Annotated in this window: 16 protein-coding genes; 1 reads left to right on the top strand and 15 read right to left on the bottom strand. The window is 29.1% G+C overall.

Going from position 1 to position 15,594, the window contains the following annotated elements; genetic code table 11:
* Nucleotides 1-9: 9 nt before the first annotated feature.
* The 10 genes from KK2020170_RS08580 to fabG form a co-directional block, all read right to left on the bottom strand.
* Nucleotides 10-384: a hypothetical protein gene (locus KK2020170_RS08580; protein WP_221257922.1), complete on the bottom strand. Its 375-nt coding sequence runs from the start codon at nt 382-384 to the stop codon at nt 10-12.
* 54 nt (nt 385-438) lie between these two features.
* Entirely contained in the window at nt 439-1,839 is a 1,401-nt protein-coding gene (locus tag KK2020170_RS08575) for a sensor histidine kinase (protein ID WP_221257921.1), read from the bottom strand.
* Nucleotides 1,832-2,494: a response regulator transcription factor gene (locus KK2020170_RS08570; protein ID WP_221257920.1), complete on the bottom strand. Its 663-nt coding sequence runs from the start codon at nt 2,492-2,494 to the stop codon at nt 1,832-1,834. Before KK2020170_RS08570 ends, KK2020170_RS08575 begins: the two co-directional genes overlap by 8 nt.
* Complete coding sequence (locus KK2020170_RS08565; protein WP_221257919.1) at nt 2,494-3,810, bottom strand: DUF3570 domain-containing protein; 1,317 nt, start codon at nt 3,808-3,810, stop codon at nt 2,494-2,496. Before KK2020170_RS08565 ends, KK2020170_RS08570 begins: the two co-directional genes overlap by 1 nt.
* Nucleotides 3,811-3,821: 11 nt before the next feature.
* The gene (locus KK2020170_RS08560) at nt 3,822-4,031 is read right to left on the bottom strand and encodes a DUF4266 domain-containing protein (RefSeq protein WP_221257918.1); all 210 of its coding nucleotides are present in this window, start codon (nt 4,029-4,031) and stop codon (nt 3,822-3,824) included.
* Nucleotides 4,032-5,015: an FAD:protein FMN transferase gene (locus KK2020170_RS08555; RefSeq protein WP_221257917.1), complete on the bottom strand. Its 984-nt coding sequence runs from the start codon at nt 5,013-5,015 to the stop codon at nt 4,032-4,034.
* A 1-nt stretch (nt 5,016) separates the two neighbouring features.
* The gene (locus KK2020170_RS08550) at nt 5,017-5,451 is read right to left on the bottom strand and encodes a thioredoxin family protein (protein WP_221257916.1); all 435 of its coding nucleotides are present in this window, start codon (nt 5,449-5,451) and stop codon (nt 5,017-5,019) included.
* 72 nt (nt 5,452-5,523) lie between these two features.
* Nucleotides 5,524-7,473, bottom strand: a complete 1,950-nt coding sequence (locus KK2020170_RS08545) for an LTA synthase family protein (RefSeq protein WP_221257915.1) — start codon at nt 7,471-7,473, stop codon at nt 5,524-5,526.
* Nucleotides 7,474-7,559: 86 nt separating this feature from the next.
* Nucleotides 7,560-9,587 carry a hypothetical protein gene (locus KK2020170_RS08540; protein WP_221257914.1) on the bottom strand — a complete coding sequence of 676 codons (2,028 nt, stop codon included), beginning with the start codon at nt 9,585-9,587 and terminating at the stop codon, nt 7,560-7,562.
* A gap of 13 nt (nt 9,588-9,600) precedes the next feature.
* The gene (gene fabG, locus KK2020170_RS08535) at nt 9,601-10,347 is read right to left on the bottom strand and encodes a 3-oxoacyl-[acyl-carrier-protein] reductase (RefSeq protein WP_221257913.1); all 747 of its coding nucleotides are present in this window, start codon (nt 10,345-10,347) and stop codon (nt 9,601-9,603) included.
* Between the two features lie 178 nt (nt 10,348-10,525).
* Here fabG and KK2020170_RS08530 point away from each other — a divergent pair, with 178 nt between their 5' ends.
* Nucleotides 10,526-11,698 carry a cytochrome-c peroxidase gene (locus KK2020170_RS08530; protein ID WP_255567299.1) on the top strand — a complete coding sequence of 391 codons (1,173 nt, stop codon included), beginning with the start codon at nt 10,526-10,528 and terminating at the stop codon, nt 11,696-11,698.
* A gap of 52 nt (nt 11,699-11,750) precedes the next feature.
* On the opposite strand, the gene sucD is transcribed toward KK2020170_RS08530, so the two are convergent.
* The 5 genes from sucD to lpxA all read right to left on the bottom strand — a co-directional run bounded on the left by sucD (nt 11,751) and on the right by lpxA (nt 15,453).
* Nucleotides 11,751-12,623, bottom strand: coding sequence for a succinate--CoA ligase subunit alpha (gene sucD, locus KK2020170_RS08525; protein WP_221257912.1), 873 nt, complete (start codon nt 12,621-12,623; stop codon nt 11,751-11,753).
* Between the two features lie 89 nt (nt 12,624-12,712).
* Complete coding sequence (locus tag KK2020170_RS08520) at nt 12,713-13,075, bottom strand: nuclear transport factor 2 family protein (protein ID WP_221257911.1); 363 nt, start codon at nt 13,073-13,075, stop codon at nt 12,713-12,715.
* On the bottom strand, nt 13,075-14,007 hold the full coding sequence (locus KK2020170_RS08515) for a UDP-3-O-(3-hydroxymyristoyl)glucosamine N-acyltransferase (RefSeq protein WP_221257910.1): 933 nt from the start codon (nt 14,005-14,007) through the stop codon (nt 13,075-13,077). Before KK2020170_RS08515 ends, KK2020170_RS08520 begins: the two co-directional genes overlap by 1 nt.
* 77 nt (nt 14,008-14,084) lie before the next feature.
* Nucleotides 14,085-14,645, bottom strand: coding sequence for an elongation factor P (gene efp / locus KK2020170_RS08510; protein ID WP_221257909.1), 561 nt, complete (start codon nt 14,643-14,645; stop codon nt 14,085-14,087).
* Between the two features lie 22 nt (nt 14,646-14,667).
* Nucleotides 14,668-15,453 carry an acyl-ACP--UDP-N-acetylglucosamine O-acyltransferase gene (gene lpxA, locus KK2020170_RS08505; RefSeq protein ID WP_221257908.1) on the bottom strand — a complete coding sequence of 262 codons (786 nt, stop codon included), beginning with the start codon at nt 15,451-15,453 and terminating at the stop codon, nt 14,668-14,670.
* Nucleotides 15,454-15,594 lie beyond the last annotated feature (141 nt).

Raw genomic sequence — 15,594 nt, 5'->3', positions numbered from 1 at the left:
GGATAAATGTTAGACTAACTTAGGCGGTAACCAAATAGAAGTAGTTAACTTAGATTTGAATGAATTTTTGTAGAAAAATTTCTTTTTGTTCTCTATTAAGGGCTTTGTAAATTCAAGATGAAACTGAGAAAAACAAAAAGTAAAAACACTTACCACATTATCAAGAGTCTTGAATGGTAAATCTTGATGCTCTTGCTGATTATTTTCGGAAGTTTTAGAATAGTGAAGCTTTAAAAAAGCTACAAAAGAAATAGACTTTGAACCGATTTCATTTTGATGTTCTTTAAAATGTTCTATTAAATTAGGAACTTTAAATAATTGCCCTATTGATGTGTTGGCACACAAAAATATGGTTATTAAAAATATGGCAATTATTTTTTTCATTAATATATTCTCTATTACAAATGTAGTGATAATAAATATAGAATATCTTAATTTTTACTTAGGATTACTTTTATTAAAAATCAAATTAACAGTTGTTCCAACTCCTAAATTACTTTGAATTGAAATATCAATTTTTAACAAATCACATAATCTTTTTACAATGGAAAGGCCAATTCCGGTTCCTTTAATATCGGGATGGTTTGAAGGATTTGATCGATAGAAAGAATCGAAAATTTTATTTAAATCATCTTTGGAAATACCAACACCATTATCTTTAACTATAAATTGATAATTGCTCAACTGTGATTTTAAAATCAAATCTATTTTTTCATCATTTCTAGAATATTTAATGGCATTAGAAATTAAATTATTGAAAACTATAGAAATCAAATAACTATCTGACAAAATAACACAATCTTGTTCTAGACTAGTTTTAATACTTATATTTTTTTCTTTTAATTGATTTGAAAATCTTGAAACTGTATCTAGTAATAATGCATCTAAAAACACTTCTTCACTTTTGATGTTTTGATTTTGGTTTTCAAACCTAGCTAATAGCAATAATTGATCCACTAGGTTATTAATACGATCTACTTCTTTGATACAATAATTTATTTTTTCGTTGTATTCATCAGTTGTTCTTGGTTTTCTAATCAAAACTTCTAAAGTTCCTTTAATAACTGCTAGAGGTGTTCGTAATTCATGTGATGCATCTGAAGTGAATTGCTTTTCTCTTTGAATTGCATTCTCAATTCGGTCTAATAAATTATTTATATTTTGCGATAATACATATAATTCATCTTTATTAACAGGCAATGGGATTCTTGTATTTAAATTATCTTTTGTAATTAAACTAGAAGTTTCAATAATTGTACTAACAGGTTTAATACTTTTCCCTGCAAAAAATCGGGCAAATAAGAATAGAAAAACTAAAATTATAGGAAAAGAAATTAAAAGAATATTTTCTAAAATAGCGACTATTTCTAAATCTTCTAAAGACATCGCAACAACAACATAACCAACGGTTAAATTATTATTTACAATTGGAGTTTGGATTTGACGAATGGGAATTTTATTCAAAGTTGAATTAATAAACTCATCATTTTTTGAATCGTCTAATAATTGAAGATTAGCGTCTTTTAAATTTGGAGATTTGTCAATTTCTAATTTATTGTTATCGTAAAACTGAACAAATACGGGATTTACTGTAATTGAATTATGTTCGCGTGCACGCCATTGATCAACTTGAATTAAATATGTATCATTAGCGTCTAATGTTACATCATTTAAATGTTTAAATAATTCTTCATGTACTTCTTCATCTATATGCTGATTAACACTATACTTAACAATTTGAAATATAAAGAAAAAAACCAATCCAATTAATATTGAACCACTTACTATGTAGTTAAAAGCAATTCTATTTTTAAAAGAAAAAGGAAAAAATTTAATCATTTGCAATGTAACCTACACCTCTTATTGTTTTTATTAACTCTTCATCTTTGGATAAATTGAGTTTCTTTCTAATAGCATTCATAAAAACGTCAATAACACCTGTATCGTATTCAAAGTGAATATCCCAAACATCTTCTATGATATTTGTTCTAGTACAAACTTTACCTTTATTTTTGATGAGATACTCTAATAATTCAAATTCGCGTTGTGTTAAAGATACTTCTTTTTCATTAGTAAAAACTTGATGTTTGTCTTTATTTAAAGTTATATTTCCTAACTTTAAAACCTTCTCCTCTAAATCATTACGAAAATGAATCTTAATACGCTCTAAGAGTTCTTCAAAACTAAAAGGTTTTTTTATATAATCATTTGCACCTGATTTTAGTCCTTCAATAGTTTCTTGAACCGTGTCTTTAGCCGTTAAAAAAATTATAGGAACTTGAGAATTGGTTTCTCTTATTTTTTTACACAATTCTAAACCAGTTAATTGAGGCATCATCCAATCTAACAATAGTAAATCGTAATTTCCAGTTGAAAACTTATCTAATCCTTCAATACCGTTTGAAGCTGTATCTACAATAAAGCCTTCTTCTTCTAAACCTTGTTTTAGAAAATTTTGAATTCCTATTTCATCTTCTACAATTAACAATCGCATTATTGCTGTACAAATTTAATTCCGAAGGATATTATATTAGCATTTAAACCATCACTTCTGCTATAATGATTAAATCTTAAATCGATATTTTTCAATCCAAATTTCCAAATTTTACTTCCCATAAAGATGTCAGTATAATTTATACCTAATCCATATTGATTAGCATTAAATGTTGATAAATCATAATCTGAAGTATAATATTCCTCTGTTGACAAATGTTTTTCAAATGGCGCAAAATACTTAGATTGATTTTGTGTATAATAGCGATACATTGGATAAACTGTAAACCTAGTCGATAATTTAATTGGTATTTCTAAACTTGCGGTTTGCGAATCTATTCCCCAATTGTCCCAATAATATCTAAAATAAGTTCTTATTGCAAATCGTTCGTTTAAATAAAAATTCCATCTTGTTCCCAAAGGAATTTTAAAACGACTATCAGGTAAGCGTTCTATATCATCTGCGAGTTGAAATTCATTTATAAAATAATCATTTTTATCTGCAAAATATACTCTTTGATAAGGTGTAGATAAAAGTCCTTGCTGTTGTAAAACATCTGCAAAAATTGAAAATTGAACTTTCTTAGTTAATACTTGACTAAAACTAAATGATAATGAATATGAATTTCTATTTTTTTGATCGTGAAATTTAAAACTTGAAGGATTATAAGGTGTTAATGAAGTTGATGAAATTGAAAAATTATTAAAAATTCCTCCACCTAAGCCATTATCGGCATAATCTTGTAATTCCTTTGGATAAATTGGACTCCAAGTATCTAAATAAACATTTGCTGAAATATTTACTTCTGTATTTTTATCATTAAACAATTTAGTTAATCCACCTCCAAAACCTATAGATGAATAATCATATTCAACCGAACCTGAAAGATGAGCATTCCAAACTGTATTTCTATCATCAGAACTATGACTATAATTTACAACTAAAGTAGTTAAAACATCTTGTGCTGAAGCTCCTGAACTTGCCTGCCATGGACTAGGTGTAGCACTATCAAACGGATTAATATTACCAGAAGAAGCAGATGAGTATGCTGAAATTCCAGCATCAGCCGTTAATACATCATCTTCATTAAGCGGAACTGAAACAACAATTGTAGGTGTTATGTCTGTTAGATCTTCCATTCCATTACCTCCAGCAACTGCAGAATGAATACCATCTTGTTTATAATAACTGGCTAGAAAATCTATTTCGGTACTTTCCAATACACGTTTTTTATAGGCAACATCTGTTGAATCGGATTCTTGAGCTTGAGTAAAAAAAGCTACAAAGAATAGAAGTATAAAAAATTTAAATTTCATTTTGTCATCAATTAATTACAGCCGCAACCACCGCCAGTTTTTCCACCATTTGCACCAGCAGCTGCTTCTCTATATACTTGAAAATTTGTTTCAAATCTTTCTACTTGTTTTGCAGAAAGCTTCATATCCGGATCATTAATATATTGCTTGTCGTACTCTTTAACAGTGTTACAAGATTGCAAAGCAAATAGTAACAATACTATTATTCCTAAACTCTTCATCTAATTTTGGTATTTCTTAATATCTATATTTTTTGAAGTAAAAACTTCACCTTTATCATCTACTAGAATACATTCAATTCCAGGAAGCTGATTAATAAAATCTAACCCTACATCCTTTCCCATAACAAAAATTGAAGTTGCTAAAGCATCAGCCAACTCAGTTTTTTTTGCAAACACAGAAACACTAACTAAACCACTAGCTGGATATCCTGTTCTAGGATCGATAATATGTGAATATCGTTTTCCATTAAAAACTACAAACTTCTCGTAACTACCCGATGTTTCTACAGCACTATCTATTAAAGGGAAAGTTGCAAAAACTTTTGATTTATTCATTGGATTAACAATTGCAACTGTCCAAGGGGTTCCATCTAATTGATAACCCCATGTATTTATGTCTCCTGAAACATTTATAACTCCTCCAACACACCCTTTGCTTTGTAATAACTCTTTAATCTTGTCTGCAATATATCCTTGACCTATTCCTCCTAGCCCAAGTTTCATTCCTTTATTTTTTAAAAAAATGGTTGAATTTTCTTTGTCTAAAATTACGTTTTGATAGCCTACCTTACTAACTGAAGCTTTAATTTCTTCAGGAGTAGGCATTTTTTTCATTGAACCATCAAAATTCCAAATTCTATCCATTGATGCGTAACTGATGTCAAAAGCACCGTCTGTTAACCTTGAGATTTGGAGAGAACGCTCTACTAAATCAAAAACTTCTTTTTTAACTATAATAGGTTTTACTCCTGCATACTTATTTACATTTGAAATTTCAGTTGCGGGAATCCAATCGGAAATTAAATTTTCTATACGTTTAACTTCTTCTATTGCCTTATTACAGAATGATTCACCTTCTACAGAATCTTTTGCTATTACTGTAACCTCGAAAGGACTTCCTAACAAGCTAGCCTTTTTCTTATGAACAATTTGTCCAAAAGAAAAAGTAGAAAGTAATAATAAAAGCAAAAAGTAATTTTTCATATTATTTTTCAAAAGCTTCCATTAAAGAAATATACTCTTTAGGATCTACATTTTTAAAACCTAGTTTTCCTAAAATTTTACCATCCGATTGCATAATAATCACTAAAGGAAAACTACCTTCTTTATTATATTTTTCTGCTAAAGCTCTATTGTGATTTGTTTGTTCTTGGGAAAGTTGGTTTGCTTTTTTTCTAGGGAAATTTAGTTTTAATAAAACCCACTTTTCTGCAGATTCATTTTTAAATTCTTCAGATTGCCAAATATTTTTTTCTAATCGCATACAAGGTGCACACCAATCAGATCCAGAAAAAATCATCACTATATTCTTTCCTTCCTCTGTAGCAATTTTCTTAGCATCCTCAAAATTATATTTCCAATCTTGTGAAAATCCAAGTGAACTTAGAAACAATACTATTAAAATTAAAAACTTTTTCATTCTAATTATTTTATACAAATTAAACAATTTATTAGAGCAAATAGTATGCTAAATTTGATTCTTAAGCTAATATTAATTTAATTTATTATTCTTATAAAGATAGTCGGCAACTTGATACCATGCAATAGTTTCTTGATTAAGTATAGAATTGCTATTTACTTTTACTAGTTCATTTGTTTTATTATCCCATTTATATTGGTTACATTCTTTCTTGTTTGAAAGTATACATAATGAATTATTCTTTTTCAATAATCCTAATTTTAGATAAGTAGCAATCAAAGCTCTTGGTTCATATTCTTTATTTAAAACATTTTGCCCGAAGAAATTTGATTCATAATTCCAATTTAATTGAGAAAATAATGTTGGGAAAATATCTATTTGACTACATAAAACAGGTGTTTTTTTTGATTTTACATTGGCACCAAAAATAAAAGCTGGAATATGGTAATTTTTAACATTAATTTCATCCTTCCCCGCACTACTAGCACAATGATCTGCAATTAAAACAAAAACAGTATTTTCAAACCAAGGCTTTTTCTTTGCTTTTTCTAGTAGTTGAGAAAGTGCAAAATCACTGTATTTTACAGCACCATTTCGTGAAGTTCCAGAAGGAATATCTATTTTCCCGCTAGGATATGTATAAGGCCTATGATTAGATGTTGTCATGATAAAATTAAAAAAACGTTCTTTATTTTTATAACATCTATCTGCTTCGATTATCATTTTGTTATAAATATCTTCATCACAAATTCCCCAAGCATTTTCATGTGTAACTTCTTCATCATTAATATTAGTTCTTTTTGTTTTTATATCATCAGATAAAATACTTCCTCTACCTCTATCAAAAATATTAAATCCATTTCCGCCATAAAAAGAATTCATATTATCAAAATATCCATCACCTCCGTAAAAGAAATTACATGTATAATTTTTCTCTCTAAAAACTGAACCTATCGTATATAAATTTGAATTATTTGGCCTCTTAACAATACTTTGACCTGGTGTAGGAGAAATAGACAAAGTAACGGCTTCCATTCCTCTTACTGTTCTATTTCCGGTTGCATATAAATTTTCAAAAAACAAACTATTGTTAGCAATACTATCTAAAAAAGGTGTTATATCATTATGATTACCAAATGTTTTCATAAAATCAGCACTCATACTCTCCATCAAAATAAAAATTACATTTGGCTTCCTTTCTTCTAAAGTATCCACTATGTTACGTTTTATAGATAAAGAATCTTGAGGAATAAAAATTGTATTTTCATTTTGCAACTTATCCTTTAATATTGCAAAAGCTTTGTTATCATCAATATTTTGATAGAATGTTTTAAAATCAAGCTTATTATTCTTCAATTCTGAAAAAAACGAATAAATCCCAGCTTTTGAAATTTCATTTTCATATCGATTTGATGATAACTCAGCTTGGTTGTTTTTTATATATAGACCATAAAATAATGCTAAAAAAACAGTTGTAAAAAAGAAAATTAATTTAGTAGATAGTAAACTTTTTGAATTAAATATTACTTTAAAAGTGTTTGTTCTTTTTAGAGATATAAAAATTAAAAAAACAATAAAAAATATTGATGGAATTAAGATAATTAATGGATAAGATTCATTTATATTTTGTACAACTTCATAAGTATAAATCAAATAATCAACCGCAACAAAATTAAACCTACAATGAAATTCTTCCCAGAAAGTTATCTCGGCAAAAAAAGTAAATACTAAAACTGTTGTAATTAAGAAAAAGCCAGTATAAACTATTAATTTATCGAAATAAGAACCAACGTATTTATTTGGAAGAATTAATGTATAAAAATTAATAAAAAGTAAGATAAACGACAATACGCCAATATCAAAAAAGAAACCTGTTGCAATAATTCGTAAAAAACTTAATAAGGTTAGTTTTATATCTGAAATTTGCCAAAATAAAAAAGCAAACCTTATTACTAATGAAATTGTTAAAAAACCAATGATAAACTTAAAAGTTAATAAATATCTTCCAGAATTCTTCTTCATGATTATAGATTTATTTTACAAAAATCTATAATCTTCTTTTTTAAAATCTTAAGAACAACTTAGTTGATTCTTAAAATTAACTTAAGCTATATTAAACCGTTGTATTTTCTAACAAACCACTCAATTGAAAACACTAACACAATTATAATTAATAACCATTTCCAATCGATCAATGGCGCTTGTTTTACAACTTCTTTTTCAACAGGTTTGTAGTTTTCATCTCGTTTTAAATCTCCAAGAAATATTGAAAGTTGATTTGGGAAAACTAATTTTCCGTTAGTATAGGATGCCAATTGTTGTAATCTGTCAACATCTGGATTTACAAATTGTTTTTCGATATTAAACGCTAAGACCTCAAAGGTTCCACTTTTTGTAGTGTTAGAATTCTTTTCAATAACAGAAAATGAATAATTACCAGCGTCTAGTCCATTCAAACTTACTTTATATTCATTTCCTGCTAAAATGAAATTGTAATTTTTCTGAATATTAGTCTCTTTATTTATTAGTTTAATTTCAAGATTAGCATTTCTGTCAAATTCATAATTTTTATTAAAATATTCAGCAGTAATTGTTATTGGCTCACCTGAATTATAAAAATTTTCTGTATTAACAATTAATGATTGCTTAGAAGCATTTGAATTAAGATATTGAATTGTTTTGTCTATGAAAACATCAAACTCAGTAAAGTTTTTATGTTCCAAATAATAATCCATTCGCCATTTCCAAATGCCTTCACCAAATAAATACGCTTTTCTTTCATTTCCTTCTTCTAAAAAAGCAAAAAAAGGCTGACCAATTTCTGTATTGCGAATCTTAGCATTTAATAAGCTTGTGTTGTTATTTTTAGCTTTAATTGTTCCAAATTTACTTTCAAGAGGAGAAAATTCTTCAAAACCAATATCATTTAAAGAAAAGAGATTAAAACCTGAATTAAAAACAGCTAAATAATCTTCTTTTTGATTATTCATTTTAAATGAAAAATCATTTGAGTTGAGATTTAAAAAAGTGAAATCTGTAGCTAAACCTGTAATTATAAATGCATTTCTTTTACTATTTTTATTAGCTTCAAAAACTGATTTAAAAGAAGCATCAGGCTGATATAAAACTAAAACATTAAAATCGTTTAGGTTTTTTATATCAGAAGGCTTTAAAACGCTTACTTTTCGTTGTAAATTAGATTCAATACTTCTTTTTAAAGCACCAATATCTGGATGACTAATTGCTGAAATAATAGCAACTTCTGTTCGTTGATCGATAACTTCAACAACAAAAGGTTTTGCATTATTTTTAGTGTTCTTTTCTTCTAAAGAACTTGAAATAGAAACTGTGTATTTTTTAGGTCCAACTTTATCAGCATCCAATAAGAAATTTAAGTTTTGAGCTTTTTTGTCATTAGTAAACGTAATACTTTGTTTGGCAACTATAGTTCCATTTAAATTTATTGAAACTGTTGCAGGAAGTGATTTTTGATCGTTATATTGTACAAAAACTTCAACAGGAAATTTATTCTTTAAAAAAGCATATTTATTAACGTTTATTTGATTGATTTTGCAATCTAAAATTTTTGTAGTATCGCCAACAATAATGGGATATACTTTTGAATTTTCAGAAAAACTATAGACATAATCATTCCCAATAGTTTGATTCCCATCGGTTAAAAGTAAAACCGGAAAATGTTCATTTCGATATAATTGCTTTATTTCTCTAGCAATAGCATCAATTTGGGTTTGTTTGCCAGTAAAATTTAGCGAATCCAAATTAGAAACCGAACTATCAAAAGAAAAATATTGAATATCAAATTTGTTTTTTAGTTCATTATCTGATTCAATTACTTTAAGTACTTCTTCTACTTGATTATTTGCTTTTAAGTCTTTAATAGATTCTGAATTATCTATAAATACTGGTAAATTCGTTTTCTTAATTTCATAAGAAACACTTTTAATTATTGGGTTTATCAGCAAAAGTAAAATTCCAAATAAGCCTAGAAAACGTAAAAAAGCCAAAAATACATTCAATTTGAATCTACTTTTGGCTCTAAAAATATATTGAAAGTATGCTAAACCACCAGCAACTAAAACCGATAAAAAAAGTAAAAGTAAAGTGGTTGTAGACATTTAAAACTCAATATTATGTTAACATTCCACCGTCAACATTAATTACTTGTCCTGTAACATAAGCACTCATATCTGAAGCTAAGAACACACATACATTTGCCACATCTTCAGGTGATCCTCCTCTTTTTAATGGAATACCTTCTCTCCATCCTTTAACCACATCTTCATTTAATTTAGCTGTCATTTCAGTTTCGATGAAACCTGGAGCAATAGCATTACAACGAATATTACGAGAACCTAACTCTAAAGCAATTGATTTAGTAAAACCAATCATACCAGCTTTAGATGCTGCATAATTTGCTTGTCCAGCATTTCCTTTGACACCAACAACACTACTCATATTAATTATAGAACCAGCTCTGTTTTTTAACATAGTTCTTTGCACCGCTTTAGTCATATTGAAAACCGATTTTAAATTGATATCAATAACCGCATCAAAATCTTCTTCAGACATTCTCATTAACAAATTATCTTTAGTAATTCCAGCATTATTTATTAAAACATCTACCGTTCCGAAATCAGCCAAAACATCGTTTACTAATTTTTCAGCTTCATTAAAATCAGCAGCGTTTGATTTATAACCTTTTGCTTTTACACCTAGAGCCGTTAACTCTTTTTCTAATTCTTCAGCTGATGAAGCAGAAGAACTATATGTAAAAGCAACATTTGCTCCATTTTTTGCGAATATTTCAGCAATACCTTTACCAATACCTCTACTTGCTCCAGTAATAATTGCAACTTTTCCTTCTAATAATTTCATTTGTAAAAATTTATTGTTTTTTGGTCAAATGCAATGCTAATATATAAATAGCAATTCATTTATTTAATTTGTTTGTTTTTTGTTAAGCAAATATAAGAATTTAGTTTCTTAAAAAAATAGAGACAAATTAAACCTTTTTAAAAATAACAAGTCATATGAATAACCTAATCAAATTATTATGAGAATATTTATTTTATCATTGATTGTTGTTATGCTAACATCTTGTAACGACAACACTAGTAGTTCATATGATTACTATGCAATCGAAAATACATTTGGTAATAACTTACATTTAAGTAGTCCTCTAAATTATGCTAATCAAAATGTACCTAATTACATTACCAAAGATAACGGAACTAATAATCCTATAAATGACAAAATTGCAACTCTTGGTAGGGTTTTATTTTATGATACAAATTTATCTTCAAACAACACTACATCTTGCGCTACTTGTCATAAACAAGAAAGTGCATTTAGTGATACTGAAATAGCTAGTTCTGGAGCTAATGGAACTACAGGAAGACATTCCATGCGACTAATCAACAATAGGTTTTCTGATGAAGTAAAATATTTTTGGAATGAAAGAGCTAACTCTCTTGAAGAACAAAGTACAATGCCTATTAAAGATCATGGAGAAATGGGATTTAGTGGTGAAAATGGAGATCCTTCGTTTACAGATTTACTTACTAAATTAGGTGCAATAGATTATTATAATGAATTATTTAATTATGCATATGGAACTAATGAAATTACTGAAGTAAAAATTCAAACTGCTTTAGCACAATTTGTTAGAAGTATTCAGTCATTTGATTCTAAATACGATGCAGGAAGAATCTTAGCTCCTAATGATGGAGCTCCTTTTACAAATTTTACTGCAGAAGAAAATCAGGGAAAACAATTATTTTTAGCTCCTCCACAATTTGATGGAACGGGTTCGAGAACTGGAGGTGGATTAGGTTGTGCAGGTTGTCATAGAGCACCAGAATTTGATATTGACCCATTATCACTAAACAATGGAATTATTGGAGTCATAGGTTCTACAACAACAATTGATGTAAACAATACAAAAGCACCTAGTTTGAGAGATTTAATTTCACCAACAGGAAATTCAAATGGTCCATTTATGCATACTGGAAATCTTTCTACATTACAAGCTACAGTAAATCATTACAATTCAATAAATGTTGCCCCAGGAAATACAAACTTAGACCCTAGATTAACACCAGGTGGAAATCCACAACAATTAAATTTAACACTAAACGAAGTAAATGCAGTTGTAGCATTTTTAAATACACTAACGGGAAGTGATGTTTACACTAATGAAAAATGGAGCAATCCCTTTCCAAACTAAAATAAAAAAAGCCCTATCAAATAGGGCTTTTTATTTTATAGTTATCAGAAAATTAACCAATAACTTCTTTTACTTTTTTACCAATTTCAGCAGGTGAATCTACTACGTGAATTCCGTGTTCTCTCATGATGCGTTTTTTAGCTTCTGCTGTATCATCAGCACCACCAACAATTGCACCAGCGTGACCCATTGTACGACCTTTAGGAGCAGTTTCACCAGCGATGAAACCTACTACTGGTTTACGATTACCATCAGCTTTAATCCATTTAGCAGCATCAGCTTCTAATTGACCACCAATTTCACCAATCATAATGATACACTCAGTTTCTGGATCATTCATTAATAATTCAACAGCTTCTTTAGTTGTAGTTCCAATAATTGGGTCACCACCAATTCCGATAGCAGTTGTAATACCAAAACCTTGACGCACTACTTGATCAGCTGCCTCATAAGTTAAAGTACCTGATTTAGACACAATACCAACTTTTCCTTTTTTGAAAACAAAACCTGGCATAATACCAACTTTAGCTTCTTCTGGAGTAATTACACCAGGACAGTTAGGACCAACTAAACGGCAATCTTTACCTTTAATATAATCGTAAGCTTTAATCATATCCGCTACAGGAATTCCTTCAGTAATACAAATAATTACTTTAATTCCAGCTTCTGCAGCTTCCATAATTGCATCTGCAGCAAATGCAGGCGGAACAAAAATAATTGAAGTATCTGCTCCAGCTTTTTCAACTGCCTCTTGTACTGTATTGAAAACTGGTCTATCTAAATGCATTGAGCCTCCTTTACCTGGAGTTACTCCACCTACAACATTTGAACCGTATTCAATCATTTGAGAAGCGTGAAAAGTTCCTTCACTTCCAGTAAATCCTTGAACAATTATTTTTGAATTTTTATTAACTAAAACGCTCATTTTATTATTATTTAATTTCTATTGTGTTATTTCAAGTGATGCAAAAATAATCTTTTTGCGACAAATTAAGTTAAGAATTTATTACTTTTTTATCCAGCTTTGCTAATTTGATATCCGTTTAAAATTTTATTGTTTCGGAACTCCCAAATAACGACTACTTTTGCAATAGTAATTAGCTCTTTTGGATTTTCTATAGTCGAAACATGATGTAAATAATGAACTACCAACTTAGTATCATTATGTACAACATCTAAAATAGAAACTTTTGAAACTTCATAATTAGCTTTAAGCTCATCTGCCATTTCTAAAATTTCTGCTTTAGTCATAATTTTAGAACCAACCGAACTGTCCCATTCTAATTTAAAATCTTCATCTAAAAGCGAATTTAAAAAATCTCTATTTCTTAATCCATCCTCTAGATAAAGTTTTTCAACTATACTTTCTAAACTCATTAGGATTTTAATTTTTCAATTATATCTGGAATTTTTTTAATGTTTGCCAGTTGTTTCAACTTCTCACGAGATTCCTCTATCGGCGTTCCAAAATATGTTTTATTTCCTTCTACCGATTTTGTAACTCCCGTTTGTCCAAGAATAACTGATTTTGCACCAATTGTAATACCACTAGTTGTACCAACTTGTCCCCAAAGTGTAACCTCATCTTCAATTACAACACAACCAGCAATACCCGTTTGAGCAGCAATTAAACATTTTTTTCCGATAATAGTATCGTGACCAACATGCACTTGGTTATCAATTTTGGTGCCTTCACCTATAGTTGTATCTCCAGTAACACCTTTATCAATTGTACAGAGTGCTCCTAAACCCACATTGTCTTCAATAATTACTCTACCCCCTGATAATAATTGATCAAAACCCTCAGGACGCTTCTTATAATAAAAAGCATCAGCACCTAAAATTGTTCCTGATTGGATAACTACATTATTACCAATAACCGTATTATCATAAATGGTAACATTAGCATGAATAATACAATTCTCTCCAATTGTAACATTATGTCCGATAAAACAATTTGGTTGAATTATTGAAGACTTACCAATTACTGCAGTTGCAGATATTGAAGAATTTGAAGCCGTAAAAGGTTTAAAATGTTTTGTAAGCTTATTAAAATCCCTAAATGGATCATCTGAAATTAATAAAGCTTTTCCTTCAGGGCAATCTACTTCTTTGTTAATTATAACAATTGTAGCAGCAGACTGAAGGGCTTTATCGTAGTACTTAGGATGATCTACAAAAACGATATCGCCCGGTTCTACAACATGAATTTCATTCATTCCCAGAACTGGAAAATTTGCATCTCCTAAAAACTTACAATCTATTATAGATGCAATTTCACTTAATGTATGTTCTTTAAAAAACTTCATTGTAAAAGTAATTAGTGATTAGTAAAAAGTGATTAGGAAAAGATACCAATTACTAATCACTATTCACTATTTACTTATTAAACACGCTCCATGTATTTACCGGTAGCAGTATCAATTTTAATTTTATCACCCTCATTAATAAATAAAGGCACGTTAACTGTTGCTCCAGTTTCTACAGTTGCTGGTTTTGTAGCATTTGTAGCTGTATTTCCTTTCACACCAGGTTCTGTATATGTAACTTCTAAAATAACTGAAGCGGCCATATCAACAGATAAAGGTAAATCAGTTTCTGTATTTATCTGAACCATTACATTTTCTCCTTCTTTCAACAAATCTGGAGCATCTAATACATCTCTATTTAATGTGATTTGTTCGAAAGTTTCAGTATTCATAAAGTGAAAATCTTGACCTTCTGCATATAAATATTGAAAAGTATGCGTTTCTACACGAACTACATCAATTTTATGTCCCGCAGAAAAGGTGTTATCTAAAACTTTACCATTTGTAAGTGATTTAAGTTTTGTTCTAACGAATGCAGGTCCTTTTCCTGGTTTTACGTGTAAAAATTCAATAATTTTATAGATATCATGATTGTATTTAATACAAAGACCGTTCTTAATATCTGATGTATTTGCCATTTTTTAATTGTTATATTGATTATTAATATATTCCTGAGTATCCTTTCATTATACCTCTTGATGAACCTTTGATGAATTGAACAATCTCATCTCGTTCTGGAGTTGCCTCCATTTCAGCTTCGATGATACTTAAAGCTTGTGAAGTATTATAATTTTTTTGATATAAAATTCTGTAAATGTCTTGAATTTCTCTAATTTTTTCAGTTGAAAAACCTCTACGCCTTAATCCTACAGAGTTAATTCCAACATAAGACAAAGGCTCTTTTGCAGCTTTAGTGAACGGAGGCACATCTTTACGCACTAAAGAACCTCCAGATATCATAGCATGGTCTCCAATATGAATAAATTGGTGTACAGCTGCTAAACCTCCAATAATTGCAAAATTTCCAACCTCAACATGTCCTGCTAAAGCAACACCATTTACAATAATAGCATTATCTCCAATATGACAATCATGAGCAATATGTGCAGTTGCCATAATTAAACAGTTTTTACCAATTACGGTTTGACCTGATGCAACTGTTCCTCTATTAATAGTAACACATTCACGAATAGTAGTTCCATCACCAATTACTGCAAGTGAATCTTCTCCACCAAATTTTAAATCTTGTGGGACTGCAGCTATTACAGCTCCAGGAAAAATATTACAGTTTTTACCTATTCTTGCTCCTTCCATAATGGTTACGTTTGAACCTATCCAAGTTCCTTCACCTATTTCTACATTGTTGTGAATCGTTGTAAAAGGATCAATAACTACATTACGAGCAATTTTTGCTCCTGGATGTACATATGCTAACGGTTGATTCATATTTTTAAGTTATTAGTAATTAGTGATTAGTGATTAGTCATTTACTTAGTGATTCAAAAAAGTTTGACTTATACTAAATACTAATTATTCCATTTTTATTATTATTATCAATTAAAAGAAACTAATTACTTTTTACTTTTC

It is taken from the genome of Flavobacterium okayamense, from assembly GCF_019702945.1.
GTDB classification, from domain to species: Bacteria; Bacteroidota; Bacteroidia; order Flavobacteriales; family Flavobacteriaceae; genus Flavobacterium; species Flavobacterium okayamense.
This window is presented reverse-complemented; position numbering and strand designations above follow the sequence as displayed.

Bases quoted from the DNA above. Each gene is read 5' to 3' on its own strand.
- KK2020170_RS08580 (WP_221257922.1), bottom strand. From the start codon at position 384: ATGAAAAAAATAATTGCCATATTTTTAATAACCATATTTTTGTGTGCC.
- KK2020170_RS08575 (WP_221257921.1), bottom strand. From the start codon at position 1,839: ATGATTAAATTTTTTCCTTTTTCTTTTAAAAATAGAATTGCTTTTAAC.
- KK2020170_RS08570 (WP_221257920.1), bottom strand. From the start codon at position 2,494: ATGCGATTGTTAATTGTAGAAGATGAAATAGGAATTCAAAATTTTCTA.
- KK2020170_RS08565 (WP_221257919.1), bottom strand. From the start codon at position 3,810: ATGAAATTTAAATTTTTTATACTTCTATTCTTTGTAGCTTTTTTTACT.
- KK2020170_RS08560 (WP_221257918.1), bottom strand. From the start codon at position 4,031: ATGAAGAGTTTAGGAATAATAGTATTGTTACTATTTGCTTTGCAATCT.
- KK2020170_RS08555 (WP_221257917.1), bottom strand. From the start codon at position 5,015: ATGAAAAATTACTTTTTGCTTTTATTATTACTTTCTACTTTTTCTTTT.
- KK2020170_RS08550 (WP_221257916.1), bottom strand. From the start codon at position 5,451: ATGAAAAAGTTTTTAATTTTAATAGTATTGTTTCTAAGTTCACTTGGA.
- KK2020170_RS08545 (WP_221257915.1), bottom strand. From the start codon at position 7,473: ATGAAGAAGAATTCTGGAAGATATTTATTAACTTTTAAGTTTATCATT.
- KK2020170_RS08540 (WP_221257914.1), bottom strand. From the start codon at position 9,587: ATGTCTACAACCACTTTACTTTTACTTTTTTTATCGGTTTTAGTTGCT.
- fabG (WP_221257913.1), bottom strand. From the start codon at position 10,347: ATGAAATTATTAGAAGGAAAAGTTGCAATTATTACTGGAGCAAGTAGA.
- KK2020170_RS08530 (WP_255567299.1), top strand. From the start codon at position 10,526: ATGAGAATATTTATTTTATCATTGATTGTTGTTATGCTAACATCTTGT.
- sucD (WP_221257912.1), bottom strand. From the start codon at position 12,623: ATGAGCGTTTTAGTTAATAAAAATTCAAAAATAATTGTTCAAGGATTT.
- KK2020170_RS08520 (WP_221257911.1), bottom strand. From the start codon at position 13,075: ATGAGTTTAGAAAGTATAGTTGAAAAACTTTATCTAGAGGATGGATTA.
- KK2020170_RS08515 (WP_221257910.1), bottom strand. From the start codon at position 14,007: ATGAAGTTTTTTAAAGAACATACATTAAGTGAAATTGCATCTATAATA.
- efp (WP_221257909.1), bottom strand. From the start codon at position 14,645: ATGGCAAATACATCAGATATTAAGAACGGTCTTTGTATTAAATACAAT.
- lpxA (WP_221257908.1), bottom strand. From the start codon at position 15,453: ATGAATCAACCGTTAGCATATGTACATCCAGGAGCAAAAATTGCTCGT.